Below are 15414 nucleotides of genomic sequence, written 5' to 3' on the forward strand. Positions count from 1 at the left end.
CCGCCGCGGAACGTCTGGCCGACGCTGATGACAGGAACGACCCTCGTCGTGGTCGGGCTCGGGAACCCCGGGCCCGGCTACGCGGGGAACCGTCACAACGTCGGCCAGATGGTCCTCGACGAACTCGCCGCCCGCATGGGTGCGACGTTCAAGAAGCACAAGACGCCGAACCAGGTCGCCGAGGGGCGCCTGGTGCCCGGCGGACCGAAGCTCGTCCTGGCGAAGCCGGGATCCTTCATGAACACCTCGGGTGGCCCGGTCTCGAGCGTGCTCGGGTTCTACAGCGCCACCCCGGCGGACCTCGTCGTCGTCCACGACGAACTCGACCTGCCGTTCGACACCGTCCGTCTCAAGGGCAGCGGCGGGCACGGGGGCCACAACGGGCTCCGCGACATCATCAAGGCGACCGGCACGAACGAGTTCACCCGGGTGCGGATCGGCATCGGCCGTCCCCCGGGTCGCCAGGACCCCGCCGACTACGTCCTGCGAGACTTCTCGCCGACCGAGAAGAAGACGCTGCCGAACCTGCTCGCCGACGGCGCCGACGCCGTCGAGGCGATCGCGGAGCTCGGACTCCTCGCCGCGCAGCAGCGCGTGCACGCGCCCTCCTGACGCGTCCGGTCGAGTTCGCGGATCCGGCCGGGAGGCACGGTGTGGGTCGTCCACGCTGCTGTCCGGTTCCCGCCGGGTCCCCGAACTGGGGGACCGTCACGTCCCCCGGTCGTCGGTAGGTTCGCCGTCGGGGCGACCGTCCCGACGACGAGGGGGCGACGTGGGGCGAGCACGACACCGGGCAGGACCGACAGACGTCGCACAGCGCTCCGGCACGGGGGTGCGTGCGGTCCTCGCCGTCGTCCCGGCCGCGGTCGCGCTCATCGCGGTCGGCATGGCCTCCCTGCTCACCCAGGACGGCGCGGTCGCCGCCACCGAGACCTGGACACCGACGAGCGCCGAGTCGTCCGCGCCACCGGTCGCGAGCAGCTTCTCCGCCCCGAACGACGTGCACCACGACGTCGACGGACGACTCCTGGTCGCCGACTTCGCCGGGAACGGCCTGCTGCGCCGCGGACTCGACGGCACCTGGAGCGTGGTCGCTCCGTTCGGCACGGCGCCGGGCGACATGTGGAACCCGTCGGCCGTGACCACCCTCGACGACGGCCGCATCCTCGTCGCCGAGGCCGGGCGGCGGTCGATCACGCTCCTCTCCCCGGACGGGCTCGTCGTCTCCCGGTGGGCCCCGCCTCCGAGCGGACGAGCCGTCTCCGAACTCGCGGTGCAGGGGACGACGGTCTTCGCGGCCGTGCCCGGCAGCGGATCGCTCTGGACGGCCGAGCTCGGCAGCGGGACGTGGACGGCGGTCGCGGGTCCGTGGTCCGACCCGAGCGGCGTCGCGATCTCCGCCGACGGTGGAACGCTCACCGTCACGGACGCCGGACCCGACGAGGTGTGGCAGGTCGACCGCGCGTCGGGCGTCGTCAGCGCGCTCGGGTTCCCGGCCGACGGGCAGACCCGGCTCCGCGGGGTGGCGGTCGACGACGGGGACGTCTTCGTCGTGGACAACGGGAACGGTCGCGTCTGGTCGTACGCCGGCGGCGCGTGGGCTCCGGCGTTCTCGACGGCGCCCGACGGATCGGCACTCGCGAACCCGACCGCCGTGTCCGTCGGCCCGGGTCGGAGCCTGGTCGTGGCGGACTACAACCGGCAGCGGATCGTCACCGCGACGTCGTCCGGCCGCGTCGAGGAGAGCCCGGGCACGAGCCCGACCGCACCGACGGCGGAGCCCCTGCCGTCGGACACCCCGACGCCCGAGCCGACGGCTGGCCCCACGACCGCCCCGTCTCCCGGACCTTCGGCGGAGCCGACGACTCCGGCGACCGGCGAGCCGACGACGCCGGCGAGCAGTGACCCGAGCAGCGGTTCGACCCCCTCGCCGACGGCCGACCCGACCGACCCGCCGACGGCGGAGCCGACCGTCTCGCCGACGGCCGACCCGACCGACCCGCCGACGCCTGACCCGACCGCAGAGCCGACCGCCTCGCCGACGTCCGACCCGACGGGGGAGACCACCCCCGATCCGACGTCGGAACCGACCGCTGCACCGACGTCCGACCCGACGGAGGAGACCACCCCCGGGCCGACGTCGGAACCGACCGCAGCGCCGACGTCGGATCCGACCGACCAGCCGATGCCCGCGCCGACGCCGACGCCGAGCAGCGAGCCGGGTGCGGACCCGTCGGCGCCGGCGACCGACGAGCCCACCCCCGCCCCCACGGGTGAGCCGACCGACGAGCCCTCCGACGAGCCGAGCGCGACGCCGACGGTGACCCCTGCACCGACCTCGTCGCCCTCCCCGACCGACGATCCCACCGCGGAGCCGACCGCCACGCCGCAGCCCGGTCCCTCGACGGAGCCCGGTCCCTCGACGGACCCGGAGCCGACCGACGAGCCGGGCCCCACCCCGACGCCGCCCGGACCGACCACCCCGGAGCCGACCCCGTCGCCGTCGGGCACCCCGGGTGCGACGCCGACGACCGACCCGGGCCCCCGACCCGAGCCGGATCCCGACCCGACGGGCGAGGCGAGCGCGCCCCCGACCCCCTCCGCCCCGGCCACGGCAGGACCGCTCCCGACCGGGACACCCTCGACGGGAGCGGAGCCGTCGCCCGCACCGTCCCCGACGGCCGAGCCGACCGCGGGGCCGGAGCCCGGACCGACCTCCGCGCCGGAGCCGACCTCGGCGCCCGGACCGACGACCGCGCCGGAGCCGACCTCGGCGCCCGGACCGACGACCGCGCCGGAGCCGACCACCGCGCCCGAGCCGACCACCGCGCCCGGACCCACCACGGCGCCCGAGCCGGGGGCGACCACCGCCCCGGAGCCCGGACCGTCGCCCGCGCCCGACGCCTCGTCCGGACCCACCCCCGGTCCGACCGGCGCCCCCGCACCGACGGCCGCACCCGACCCCGACCCGTCGCCCGGCCCGGACGGCTCCACCGGCGGGGGAGGACCGACCGCCCCGACCCCGACCGCCCCGACCCCGACCGCCCCGACCCCGACCGCCCCGACCCCGAGCGCCGACCCGGGGGCGGCCCCCGGCCGCGGCGGGACCACCGGCGTGACGGGTGCCGACGCGGCGGACGGTGCCGCGCCTCCCGACCGGGCCGGCTCCACGTCTGCGGACCGCAGCCCGACCACCCTCGCCTGGACCGGCGCCGCACCCGTCGCGCCCGCGCTGCTCGTGGCCGCGCTGCTCGTCCTGATCGGGTCCCGACTCCGTCGCCGCAGCTGACCGTGTTCGCCGCCCGCGCACGCCGGGCCGGGTGTCGGACGCCGCCGGTACCATCGTCTGAGTGACGATCTCGGGCATCATCCCTGCGCTCTCGCGCGCCTCCGCGTTCGATCGCGTCCTCCGCGCTGCCGGGCGTGACGCGGACTTCTCCGTCGTCGACGGCCTGCGGGTCCCGTTGCTCGGCGCGCTGCTCGCCGAGCGCAACGGTCCCCAGTGCCTCTTCGTCGTCACCGCCACCGGGCGCGAGGCCGAGGCGGTCCGCGGCGCCTTCACGTGCACGGTCCCCGACGCCGAGGTCCTCGAGTTCCCCGCGTGGGAGACCCTGCCGCACGAGCGCCTCAGCCCGAGCGCCCAGACGGTCGGCACCCGCATCGCGACGCTCCGCAAGCTCGCCGCGTGGCAGGACGCCGATCCGGCCGACCGCCCTACGATCGTCGTGGTCGCGAGCGTCCGCGCCGCACTGCAGCCCATCGCGGGCAACCTGACGTCGCTCGCTCCGGTCGCACTCGCGACGGGTTCACGCGGCAACGACCTCGCGGCCATCGCGTCGCAGCTCGTCGACCTGGCCTACGCCCGGGTCGACCTCGTCACCCGCCGTGGCGAGTTCGCGGTGCGCGGTGGCATCCTCGACGTCTTCCCGCCCGGTGCCGACCACCCGGTGCGCGTCGACTTCTTCGGCGACGAGATCGAGGCGATCAAGGCGTTCTCGGTCGCCGACCAGCGCACCACCGACGACGACCTCGGCTCGGTCGAGCTCACCGCCTCGCGCGAGCTCCTGCTCAGCGACGACGTGCGTCAGCGGGCACGCGAGATGCTGCACGAGTTCCCGAACCTGTCGCAGATGCTCGCGAAGATCGCCGAGGGGATCCCGGTCGAGGGCATGGAGTCCCTCGCGCCGGCCCTCGTGCAGGACCTCGTGCCGATCACCACCTACCTGCCCGAGACCGCCACGATCGCGGTCCTCTCGCCCGAGCGGGTCGCCGGTCGCGCGCACAGCCTGGCCGAGACGAACACCGAGTTCCTGCAGGCCGCGTGGAGCGCCGCGGTCGCGGGCGCACAGGCACCCATCGACCTCGACGCGGGCAACTTCCTGTCCGTGCAGCAGCTCAAGAACACCCGCGGCCAGCGCACCTGGTGGACGGTCACGCCGTTCGACTCGGGGCTCGACGAGGGTGACCGCGAGCGCGTGCTCACCGACGCCGAGGCCGCTGCCGAGGCCGGTGAGTACATCCGCGTCCGAGCGGAGTCGATCCCGAGCTTCGCGGGCAGCGCGGACGGTGCCGTCGAGCACGTCAAGCAGCTCGTCGACGACGGGTGGGGCGTCGTCGTGACGGCGCAGGGCAAGGGGCTCGTCGAGCGCGCGGTGCAGGTGCTCGCGGACGCGGGTGTCGCGGCTCGTGCCGAGGACCTCACCGCGCCGCCCGAGCCGGGTGTCGCGATCGTCACCACCGCCACCGTCGAGGCCGGCTTCGCGACCCCCGACCCGCGGATCGCCGTCCTGAGCGAAGCCGAGTTCTACGGCCGCAGCGTCCAGCAGGGCGCCCGCACCGTCAAGAAGCTCGCCGCCCGCCGCAAGAACGTCGTCGACCCGCTGCAGCTGAAGCCGGGCGACGTCGTCGTGCACAACACCCACGGCATCGGCAAGTTCGTCGAGCTCGTCTCGCGCGAGGTCAGCTCCGGCGGTCGCAACGCCGTGAAGACGCAGCGTGAGTACCTCGTGCTCGAGTACGCCCCGTCGAAGCGGAACTACCCGGGCGACAAGCTCTTCGTCCCGACCGACCAGCTCGACCAGCTCTCCCGGTACGTCGGCGGCGAGAACCCCACCCTGTCCAAGATGGGCGGCTCGGACTGGTCCGCAGCGAAGTCGAAGGCGCGCAAGGCCGTCCGCGACATCGCCGTCGACCTCGTGAAGCTGTACTCGGCGCGCATGGCCTCGAAGGGGCACGCGTTCGGCCCGGACACCCCGTGGCAGCGTGAGCTGGAGGAGGCCTTCCCGTTCGCCGAGACCGCCGACCAGCTCACCACCATCGACGAGATCAAGCGCGACATGGAGAGCCCGATCCCGATGGACCGCCTGCTCTCCGGCGACGTCGGCTACGGCAAGACCGAGGTCGCGATCCGCGCGGCGTTCAAGGCCGTGCAGGACGGCAAGCAGGTCGCCGTGCTCGTCCCGACGACGCTGTTGGTGCGTCAGCACATGGAGACGTTCCAGGAGCGCTTCGCGGGCTTCCCCGTGCACCTCCGCGCACTCAGTCGCTTCCAGACCGAGAAGGAGTCGAAGGAGACGATCGCCGGCCTCGCCGACGGCACCGTCGACATCGTGATCGGCACACACCGCATCCTGTCGCAGAACATCGCGTTCAAGGACGTGGGGCTCGTCATCATCGACGAGGAGCAGCGGTTCGGCGTCGAGCACAAGGACCAGCTCAAGAAGCTCAAGACCAACGTCGACGTGCTCGCGATGTCCGCGACCCCGATCCCGCGGTCGCTCGAGATGGCCGTCACCGGCATCCGGGAGATGTCGACGCTCGCGACCCCGCCGGAGGACCGCCACCCCATCCTGACCTTCGTCGGGCCGCAGTCCGACCTGCAGGTCGCCGCCGCGATCCGCCGCGAGCTCCTGCGCGAGGGCCAGGTCTTCTACGTGCACAACCGCGTGAAGGACATCCAGTCGGTGGCGTCGCACCTGGCCGAGATCATCCCCGAGGCCCGGATCCAGGTCGCCCACGGGCAGATGTCCGAGGGCACCCTCGAGCAGGTCATGGTCGACTTCTGGGAGCGCAAGTTCGACGTGCTCGTGTCGACGACCATCGTCGAGACGGGCTTGGACATCGCCAACGCGAACACGCTGATCATCGACAAGGCCGACAAGTACGGGCTGTCCCAGCTCCACCAGCTCCGAGGTCGCGTCGGCCGCGGGCGTGAGCGCGGGTACGCGTACTTCCTCTACGACGCCGACAAGCCGCTCTCCGAGACCGCGCAGGACCGTCTCGAGACCATCGCCGCGAACAACGAACTCGGCGCCGGTATGCAGGTGGCCATGAAGGACCTCGAGATCCGGGGTGCCGGCAACCTGCTCGGTGGTGAGCAGTCCGGGCACATCGCGGGGGTCGGGTTCGACCTCTACCTGCGGATGATCGGCGAGGCCGTGTCCCAGTTCAGGGGAGACGTCGCCGAGGGGCAGACCGAGCTCCGGCTCGAGATCCCGGTCGACGCGCACATCCCCGAGGACTACGTCGAGTCCGAGCGGCTCCGGCTCGAGGCGTACCAGAAGCTGTCGGCCGCATCGGCTCCGGCTGCGCAGCCCGAGGCGATCGACATGGTGCTCGACGAACTCACCGACCGCTACGGCCAGCCGCCGCAGCCGGTGCTCACCCTGGTCGAGGTGTCGCGCCTGCGGCGCATTGCGCAGCAGGTCGGCCTGTCCGACGTCGTCGTGATGGGGTCGAACCTGCGGATCGCGGGCAAGGAGCTCGCCGACTCGGCCCAGGTCCGGCTGAAGCGCATGTTCCCCGGCGCGCGCTGGTTCCCGCAGCAGGACGCCGCGAGCATCCCGCTGCCGAAGCCGCACGGCGAGACGCTGCCCGACGACGGGCTCATCGAGTGGGTGGAGAGCATCCTGACGGCCGTCTACGGCGCGTCCAAGGCCCCCGCGGAGGCGCCCGCCTCCTGACACGGTCCGGCGCGAAGTGACGCGGCCCGACGCGGCCTGGAGGCGCGGTGCCAGCCGGTACCGCGCCTCCAGGCCGTCGGGTGGCCGTCTTCCGACATCGCACGTGTCGTCGTCCGACATCGCACGTGTCGATCGACCCGTGCGGAGTCGCACGGTGCGCCTGCAACGACACGTCCGCGGTCGTCCGACCGCGGACGTGTCGCAGCGCAGCGGCCGCTCGGTGCGCTACTCGGTGGCCTCGGCCTCGGAGAGCTCGCGTCGTGCGCGGTAGCGGCGGGCGCGCAGGCTGACGACGACGGCGGACGCGAGGATCGCGATGCCGGACCCGACGAGCACGGCGAGGACGCCCTCGTCGAGGATCTCCTCGTTCCGGGCGAACGCCAGCTCGTTCATGAGCAGCGAGACCGTGAAGCCGATCCCGCCGAGCACGCCGACCGTCACGATCGACCAGAACGAGAGCGTCGATCGACCGGGGGCGCGGAAGATGCGCGTCGCGACGGCACCGAACAGCGTGATGCCGATGACCTTGCCGACCGGGAGCGCGAGGACGACGGCCCAGAACGTGGGGGAGAGCTCGCCGACGCCGACGCTCGGGATCACGACCGCCGCCGAGGCGAAGGCGAACACCGGCAGGACGACGGCGTTCGACCACGGCTCGACGTTCTCGTGCAGCGTGTGTCCCGGACGGCGGGGCAGGACGAGACCGAGCGCGACGCCGGCGATGGTCGCGTGCACTCCCGAGTGGTACACGAGCCACCACGTCACGAGGCCGACCAGCACCATCGCGGCGATGATCCACACGCGGCCGGTGCGGCCCGGACGCAGCAGCCGACCGAGCACCGCGAAGACGGCGAGGGCGACGACCGCACCGCCGAGCGCGAGGAAGTCGGTGCCGTGCGCGAAGACGACGGCGATGATGACGATCGCGATGAGGTCGTCGAGCACCGCGAGCGCGAGCAGGAAGACGCGGAGCGTGGAGGGCAGCCCTCGACCGAACATCGCCAGGACCCCGAGCGCGAACGCGATGTCCGTCGCGGTCGGGATGGGCCACCCGTGCTGGTAGGGCGTGCCCGAGGTCACCAGGAGGAAGATCCCGGCCGGCACGAGCACGCCGCCGACCGCGGCGATCGCCGGGATGACGGCCGTCTTCGGGTTCGAGAGTTCCCCGTCGAGCAGCTCCTGCTTCAACTCGATCGCGACCAGCAGGAAGAAGACCGCGAGCAGGCCGTCGCTGATCCAGTGCGACACGGACAGGTCGAGACCGACCGCTCCCCACGGCGAGTGCGCGTCGAGGGCTCGTTCGAGGCCCGGTCCGAGCGGCGAGTTCGCCACGAGGAGGCCGAGCACGGCGGCGGCAAGGAGCGCGATCGCGCTGAAACGGGGGGAGCGGACGAGTGCCGACATGGATCTCCGACGGTGTGCGGGTACGGGTACGGAACCGTCGACCAGACTTCCCGACACACCAGGGGTGAGCCTACCGGAGCGGCCTGCGTGCGAGCATGACGCCATGACCGCCGTCACGGACCTCGTCGAAGTCGTCGACCGCCTGCTCGCCCCCGACGGCGGTTGCGTGTGGAACCGTGCACAGACCCACGCATCGCTCGCGCGGTACGCCGTGGAGGAGTCGTACGAACTCGTCGACGCCATCGACTCCGGCGACGACGACGACCTCCGCGAGGAACTCGGTGACGTGCTCTACCAGGTCGTGTTGCACGCCGGACTGGCTGCAGCGCAGGGCCGGTTCGACCTCGAGGACGTCGCCGCCGGTGCTCGCGACAAGATGGTCCGTCGGCACCCGCACGTGTTCGGTGCCGAACGGGCGGACACGGAGGCGGAGGTCGTCCGGGTGTGGCGGGCGGCGAAGTCGGCCGAGAAGGCGTCGCGCACGAGCGTCCTCGACGGGGTCCCGAGGGCGATGCCGCCGCTGGAGCGAGCCGTGAAGCTGCTCGAACGCCTGGAGGACCGTGGCGACGCCGCCACGGTCGTCGCCGCCGCCGTGCGCGCATCGGGGCGGGAGATCGGGAAGACAGGCGGGTCGGCGGACGTGGGCACGGTCCGGTCGGCGGGTGCGAACGCTGTGGACGAGCGGTGGGGCGCGCGCATGCTCGCCGAGGTCGCCGCGGCGCGGGAGGCGGGCGTCGACGTGGTCGCGAGCCTGCGCGCTGCGGTGACCCGGCTGGAAGCCGAGGCGCGCGTCGGGGAGTGAGGCGGGCCTCCGAGGCCGGTGGGTTGCGCCGCTGAGGCGGGGCCGTCGCGCTACCGAGACGGGGCCGTCAAGCCGCTGAGACGAGAGAGCGGGCACCCTCCCAACCCGAAAAAGGAGGGTGCCCGCGAGCGGGCCACGACGTGCCAGGGGGACACGACGACAGGGACGCCCGCTCGAACCGCGGGGCACCGTTGCAGCACACCGGCCCCGCGAACGATCTGGTGGCCGGATCAGGAGGCCGCCAGACCGAGGTTCTGCATCCAGAGTATCAGTGGGCCGGATGCCGCGCAAGGTCGTGCCCTGGTTCTGGCAGGATTGGCGACATGGCGACGACCGTGACGGCTCCCCGTGGCATGCGTGACTTCCTCCCGGCGGACAAGGCCCGTCGCGAGCACGTCCTCGGGGTGGTCCGGGACGTGTACGCGCGACACGGGTTCGACGAGATCGAGACGCCGGTCGTCGAGGACGCCGCACGCCTGCACTCGGGGCTGGGCGGCGACAACGAGAAGCTCGCGTTCGCGGTGATGCGCCGCGGGCTCACCACCGAGGACCTCCAGAAGGCGGATGCGCCGCTCGACCTCGCGGACCTCGGGCTCCGCTTCGACCTGACGGTCCCGCTCGCCCGCTTCTACGCCTCGCACCGCGCCGAGCTGCCCTCGGTGTTCCGTGCCGTGCAGATCGCACCCGTGTGGCGTGCCGAGCGTCCGCAGAAGGGGCGCTACCGGCAGTTCGTCCAGTGCGACATCGACATCCTCGGCGAGCCGGGGCAGCTCGCGGAGATCGAGCTCATCCGCGCGACCACCGCCGCGCTCGACGCGCTCGGCATCGCGGACACCACCATCCGGATCAACGACCGTCGCATCCTGCTCGCGCTGCTCGCCTCGTGGGGGATCACCGACCCGGACGCCGCGGACCGGGCGCTGATCACGGTCGACAAGCTCGACAAGATCGGTGCGGACGGGGTGGCCGCCGAGCTCCGCGCGACGATCGGCGCCGACCTGCCGGGCCTCGAGGACACGATCCGTGCGCTCGAGGCCGCGGACTGGGGGTCCGTCGAGGGGGCGCCGTGGCTCGATGCCGAGGCGTTCGCGGACCTGCTCCGCCTCCGCCGGGCCCTGCCGGGCGTGGACCTGCGCTTCGACCCGACACTCGTGCGCGGCATGGGCTACTACACGGGCACGATCTTCGAGGTCGCCCACCCTGACTTCGGCTACAGCCTCGGCGGCGGCGGTCGCTACGACGGCATGATCGGACGCTTCCTCGGGCAGGACGTGCCCGCAGTCGGGTTCTCGCTCGGGTTCGAGCGGCTCGTCGACCTCGTCACGCTGCCGGAGTCGGCCGAGTCGGACGCCGTCGTGCTCCTGTACGACAAGGACGTCGACCCGGTCCGCCTCGCGGCGCTCAAGACCGAGGCCCTCGCGTCGCACCGTCGCGTCCGGCTCGAGCGGCGGCCGAAGAACACCAAGAACCTGCTCGCGAGCCTCGCCGAGCAGGGCTTCGCGGCCTTCGCCGGTGTGCGGGCCGACACCGAGACCCTGGAAGGTGTCGAGTTCCGCCCGCTGGCGTGAACTCCTCCACACCCGACGTCATCCGCGGCGAGGCGTCCACCACGCCTCGGTAGGATCGACCCGCTGTCCACCACAACCGAACTCGTAGGGAGTACCCCGTGGCCCAGATCGATGCCGTAGGCGCACGCGAAGTCCTCGATTCCCGAGGCAACCCGACGGTCGAGGTCGAGGTCCTCCTCGACGACGGCGTGGTCTCGCGCGCGCTCGTCCCGTCCGGTGCCTCCACCGGTGCGTTCGAGGCGTACGAACTCCGCGACGGCGACGCGAACCGCTACGGCGGCAAGGGCGTCCTGAAGGCCGTCGACGCCGTCCTCGACGAGATCGGCCCGGCGCTCGAGGGCTTCGACGCCACCGACCAGCGTCTCGTCGACGCCGCGCTCATCGAGCTCGACGGCACCGAGAACAAGTCCCGCCTGGGCGCCAACGCGATCCTCGGCGCCTCGCTCGCCGTCGCCCGTGCCGCCGCCGACTCGGCCGACCTGCCGCTGTTCCGCTACCTCGGTGGCCCGAACGCGCACACGCTGCCCGTCCCGCTCATGAACGTCGTCAACGGTGGCGCGCACGCCGACACCAACGTCGACATCCAGGAGTTCTTCCTCGTGCCCTACGGCGCCGAGAGCTTCTCGGAGGCCCTGCGCTGGGGCGTCGAGACCTACCACGCCCTCAAGGGCGAGCTGAAGAAGCAGGGTCTCGCGACCGGCCTCGGCGACGAGGGCGGCTTCGCCCCCGAGCTCGCCTCGAACCGTGCTGCGCTCGACTTCCTGCTCGCCGCGATCGAGAAGGCCGGCTTCACCCCGGGCAAGGACATCGCGCTCGGCCTCGACGTCGCCGCGACCGAGTTCTTCCACGACGGCAAGTACGCGTTCGAGGGCAAGCAGCTCTCGAGCGAGGAGTTCACCGGGTACTTCTCGGACCTCGTCGCGAACTACCCGCTCGTCACCATCGAGGACGCCCTGGCCGAGGACGACTGGGAGGGCTGGAAGCACCTCACCGCCGAGCTCGGCTCGAAACTGCAGCTCGTCGGCGACGACCTGTACGTCACGAACCCGAAGCGTCTGCAGCGGGGCATCGACGAGCAGGCCGGCAACTCGATCCTGGTCAAGGTGAACCAGATCGGCACGCTGACCGAGACCCTCGACGCCGTCTCCCTGGCGCACCGCCACGGCATGACCGCGATCCTGTCGCACCGCTCGGGCGAGACCGAGGACACCACCATCGCCGACATCGCGGTGGCCGTCGACGGTGGCCAGATCAAGACCGGTGCCCCGGCCCGCTCGGACCGCGTCGCGAAGTACAACCAGCTGCTCCGCATCGAGGAGGAACTGGGCGACGCCGCCGTCTACGCCGGCCGCACCGCGTTCCCCCGCGCCGCTGCGCTCTAGGTCGCACCCGCACCACCACGAGACGCCGTCCTCCCCCGGGAGGGCGGCGTCTCGCCGTCCCCGGGCGCTCCCGTCGCCGTCGAACTGATCCGCCCTCGCCCTCGAATCGGTCTGCTCTCGCCCTCGAGCGGGCAACATCTGCGACGTCCGGCGCAGCAGTCCGACGGATCTCGCCCACTCGGCGGACGCGAGCGGCACGTCCTGCCCGTTCGACGGCCAGCTGGCTCAGCGGTGGACGCTCGGCGGTGGGTGGCGGACGGGAGGCGCGTGGCGGCCGTGCGCCGCGCCTCCCGGCCGCTGGGAGGGTGCCGAGCGACGCACGACGGTCCGCGTGCCGGGTCACGTGACCGTGCCGTGCCGGGTTATCGTCGAGCCGTGCCCAGCCAGAAGCCCCGCGTCCGCCGCATCCCCGTGGCCGTGCCGGAGTCCGGTGCGCACGAGCAGCCCTGGTACCGGTCCATCCGGTTCTCCGGCTTCAGCCTCCTCATGCTCGCGATCATCGTGCTGTTCGTCGTCGTGCTCGCCCCCTCGCTGCGGACGCTCATCCAGCAGCAGGAGCAGATCGCGCAGCAGCAGCGCGAGGTCGCAGCGCAGAAGGCCGACGTCGCGCAGAAGAAGCAGGACGTCGCGCGGTGGGACGACCCGGCCTACATCGAGGCCCAGGCCCGCGACCGGCTGCTCTACGTGTACCCGGGCGAGGAGAGCTACCTCGTGATGGGTGCGGAACAGGCGAAGGGGTCGGACCGGGCCGAGACCGACTCCGGCAGCCCGGTCAGCTCGACGGTGCAGACGCCGAAGGTCGACTGGGTGCAGGCGATGCTCTCCAGCGTGCTGCAGTCCGGACTGACCGAGAAGACCACCGAGCAGCTCGTGGCGCCGGACGTCTCCGGCACCGGGGACCCGACCGGCGCCGCGACGAGCGACAGCAAGTAGGGCAGCCGGGGGCGCCGCGACGTCACGGAGTGGGACGGCGACCAGGACTCGGGTAGGCTCACGTGCCCGTGACGACCCCTCCCTTCGATCCGCCGTCCGACCGCGACATCCAGGTCGTCTCGGCGCAGCTCGGGCGACCGGCCCGCGACGTCGTCGGGATCGCTGCACGGTGCGCCTGCGGCAACCCCACCGTCGTGTCGACGAAGCCCCGACTCGCGAACGGCACCCCGTTCCCGACGTTCTACTACCTGTGCCACCCCGCCGCCACCGCGGCCGTGAGCACGCTCGAGGCGAACCACGTCATGCCGGAGCTCGCCGCCCTGCTCGAGGACGAGACCGTCGCGGCGCAGTACCGCGCGGCCCACGAGTCCTACCTGGCGGACCGCGAGTCGATCGAGCACGTCGACGAGATCGACGGCATCAGCGCGGGCGGCATGCCCACCCGCGTGAAGTGCCTGCACGCGCTCGTCGGCCACGCCCTCGCTGCCGGACCCGGCGTCAACCCCATCGGCGACCTCGCGCTCGAGCGCGTGGACTGGTCGCCCTCCCGCTGTGAGTGCCGGGCGTATGATGGCATCGCAGACGCTGGAGTCGGGGCGGGTGGCGGCGAAGACTGACCAGCCTCCCGGCAAGCAACCACCCCACTCCAAGGAGATCATCCCCCGTGCCCAAGATCCTCGTCGTCGGCGGCGGCTACGCCGGTTTCTACACCGCCTGGAAGCTCGAGAAGCACCTGCGTCAGGGTGAAGCCGAGGTCACCATGGTGGACCCGCTGCCGTACATGACGTACCAGCCGTTCCTGCCCGAGGTCGCCGCCGGCTCGATCGAGCCGCGTCACGCGATCGTGTCGCACCGTCGTCACCTGAAGAAGACCCGTGTCGTCACGGCGAAGGTCACGAAGGTCGACCACGCCACGAAGACCGCGACGATCACCCCGGCCGAGGGCGAGGCGTGGGAGGAGTCCTACGACCAGATCGTCATGACCGCCGGTGCCGTCTCGCGCACCTTCCCGATCCCGGGCGTCGCTGACGAGGCCATCGGCCTGAAGACCATCGAGGAGGCCGCGGCGATCCGCGACAAGATCCTCACGAACTTCCACAAGGCGGCGAACCTGCCGGCCGGTCCCGAGCGCGACCGACTGCTCACCGTCGTCGTGGTCGGCGGTGGCTTCGCCGGCATCGAGGTGTTCGCCGAGCTCCGCTCCTTCGCGTCCGACCTGCTGAAGAGCTTCCCGCAGCTGTCCTTCGACGACACGCACTTCCACCTGGTCGAGGCGATGGGCCGCATCATGCCCGAGGTGTCGCTCGAGACCTCGCACTGGGTGCTCGAGAACCTCGCGTCCCGCGGCGCGACGGTGCACCTCGAGACCCAGCTGGCCTCGGCCGAGGGCGGCGTGTGCCAGCTCAAGGCCAAGGACGAGTCGATCGAGACCATCGAGTCCGACCTCATCATCTGGACCGCCGGCGTCATGGCGAACCCGATGGTCAAGGGCACCGACTTCCCGCTCGAGCAGCGCGGTCGCATCCGCGTGCAGCCCGACCTCCGCGTGGTCGACGACAACGGCGTGATCGCCGACGCGTGGGCCTGCGGTGACGTCGCGGCCGTGCCGGACCTGACCGGTGGCGGTGTCGGCGGCTTCTGCGTGCCGAACGCCCAGCACGCCGTGCGTCAGGCGAAGCAGCTCGCGAAGAACCTGGTCGCGGTCGTCCGCGGCGAGGCGACGACGGACTACAAGCACGAGAACCTCGGTGCCGTCGCGGGCCTGGGTCTCGGCACGGGTGTGTTCCAGTCCGGCAAGTTCGCCATGAAGGGCTTCCTGGCCTGGGGCGCCCACCGCGGGTACCACGGCCTGGCGATGCCGTCGTGGGAGCGCAAGTGGCGCGTCATCGGCGACTGGGTCGGCGGCTTCTTCCTGGGCCGTGACATCGCGTCGCTCGACGACCGTGAGACCCCGCGTGCCGCGTTCGAGGCCTTCGCGTCGCGCCCGAAGCCCGCTGCAGCCGAGGAGCCCAAGGCCGTCGCTGCCCCGGCTCCGGCGGAGGGTCAGCCGGCCGACGCGGCCGGCCCCGCGTACGCCACCCCGGCCGAGGACGTCTCCAAGGACGCTGCGCCCGTCGCCGCCCCGGCGGACGCCAAGTAGCACCAGCACCAGCACCAGCACCGACGGCCGTCGCCCCACGTGGGGCGACGGCCGTCGTCGCGTCGGTAGGCTGTTGCGGCCCGCCCCCGTGGCCCAATCGGTAGAGGCACGCGACTTAAAATCGCTGAGTTGTGGGTTCGAGTCCCACCGGGGGTACGCGAGGCGCGGCGCGCCGCCGGCCGCGCTGGCCGCGCCCGGTCTCATATACACAAATAAGATACCA

General features: G+C 72.4%; 10 protein-coding genes and 1 tRNA gene. 10 read left to right on the forward strand and 1 reads right to left on the reverse strand.

Annotated elements, in window-relative coordinates:
* The first annotated feature begins 27 nt into the window (after positions 1 to 27).
* From pth to mfd, 3 genes are all read left to right on the forward strand, one after another.
* Positions 28 to 612 (forward strand): aminoacyl-tRNA hydrolase, encoded by a 585-nt coding sequence (gene pth, locus PIJ49_RS07560; RefSeq protein WP_058742290.1) that lies wholly within the window; start codon positions 28 to 30, stop codon positions 610 to 612.
* A 160-nt stretch (positions 613 to 772) separates the two neighbouring features.
* The gene (locus PIJ49_RS07565) at positions 773 to 3289 is read left to right on the forward strand and encodes a hypothetical protein (protein WP_271826228.1); all 2517 of its coding nucleotides are present in this window, start codon (positions 773 to 775) and stop codon (positions 3287 to 3289) included.
* A gap of 61 nt (positions 3290 to 3350) precedes the next feature.
* On the forward strand, positions 3351 to 6962 hold the full coding sequence (gene mfd, locus PIJ49_RS07570) for a transcription-repair coupling factor (RefSeq protein ID WP_271826229.1): 3612 nt from the start codon (positions 3351 to 3353) through the stop codon (positions 6960 to 6962).
* A gap of 225 nt (positions 6963 to 7187) precedes the next feature.
* Here the strand turns inward: mfd and nhaA are convergent, their stop codons facing one another.
* Complete coding sequence (gene nhaA, locus PIJ49_RS07575; RefSeq protein WP_271826230.1) at positions 7188 to 8366, reverse strand: Na+/H+ antiporter NhaA; 1179 nt, start codon at positions 8364 to 8366, stop codon at positions 7188 to 7190.
* A 103-nt stretch (positions 8367 to 8469) separates the two neighbouring features.
* Between nhaA and PIJ49_RS07580 the strand changes: the two genes are divergently transcribed.
* From PIJ49_RS07580 to PIJ49_RS07610, 7 genes are all read left to right on the forward strand, one after another.
* A complete protein-coding gene (locus PIJ49_RS07580; RefSeq protein ID WP_209683753.1) occupies positions 8470 to 9168 on the forward strand; it encodes a MazG family protein in 699 nt (232 codons plus the stop codon).
* A 323-nt stretch (positions 9169 to 9491) separates the two neighbouring features.
* Entirely contained in the window at positions 9492 to 10736 is a 1245-nt protein-coding gene (hisS, locus tag PIJ49_RS07585; protein WP_271826231.1) for a histidine--tRNA ligase, read from the forward strand.
* Between the two features lie 98 nt (positions 10737 to 10834).
* A complete protein-coding gene (gene eno / locus PIJ49_RS07590) occupies positions 10835 to 12118 on the forward strand; it encodes a phosphopyruvate hydratase (protein ID WP_058728084.1) in 1284 nt (427 codons plus the stop codon).
* 375 nt (positions 12119 to 12493) lie between these two features.
* The gene (locus PIJ49_RS07595; protein WP_066652590.1) at positions 12494 to 13051 is read left to right on the forward strand and encodes an FtsB family cell division protein; all 558 of its coding nucleotides are present in this window, start codon (positions 12494 to 12496) and stop codon (positions 13049 to 13051) included.
* Between the two features lie 68 nt (positions 13052 to 13119).
* Positions 13120 to 13668, forward strand: a complete 549-nt coding sequence (locus tag PIJ49_RS07600) for a DUF501 domain-containing protein (protein ID WP_066652599.1) — start codon at positions 13120 to 13122, stop codon at positions 13666 to 13668.
* 47 nt (positions 13669 to 13715) lie between these two features.
* A complete protein-coding gene (locus PIJ49_RS07605; RefSeq protein ID WP_066652606.1) occupies positions 13716 to 15191 on the forward strand; it encodes an NAD(P)/FAD-dependent oxidoreductase in 1476 nt (491 codons plus the stop codon).
* Positions 15192 to 15273: 82 nt separating this feature from the next.
* A tRNA-Leu gene (locus PIJ49_RS07610) sits at positions 15274 to 15347 on the forward strand.
* Positions 15348 to 15414: the final 67 nt, after the last annotated feature.

The sequence above is a fragment of the Curtobacterium uvaldense genome, assembly GCF_028307415.1.
In the GTDB taxonomy this organism is placed as follows: Bacteria; Actinomycetota; Actinomycetes; order Actinomycetales; family Microbacteriaceae; genus Curtobacterium.

Bases quoted from the DNA above. Each gene is read 5' to 3' on its own strand.
- pth (WP_058742290.1), top strand. From the start codon at position 28: ATGACAGGAACGACCCTCGTCGTGGTCGGGCTCGGGAACCCCGGGCCC.
- nhaA (WP_271826230.1), bottom strand. From the start codon at position 8,366: ATGTCGGCACTCGTCCGCTCCCCCCGTTTCAGCGCGATCGCGCTCCTT.
- PIJ49_RS07580 (WP_209683753.1), top strand. From the start codon at position 8,470: ATGACCGCCGTCACGGACCTCGTCGAAGTCGTCGACCGCCTGCTCGCC.
- hisS (WP_271826231.1), top strand. From the start codon at position 9,492: ATGGCGACGACCGTGACGGCTCCCCGTGGCATGCGTGACTTCCTCCCG.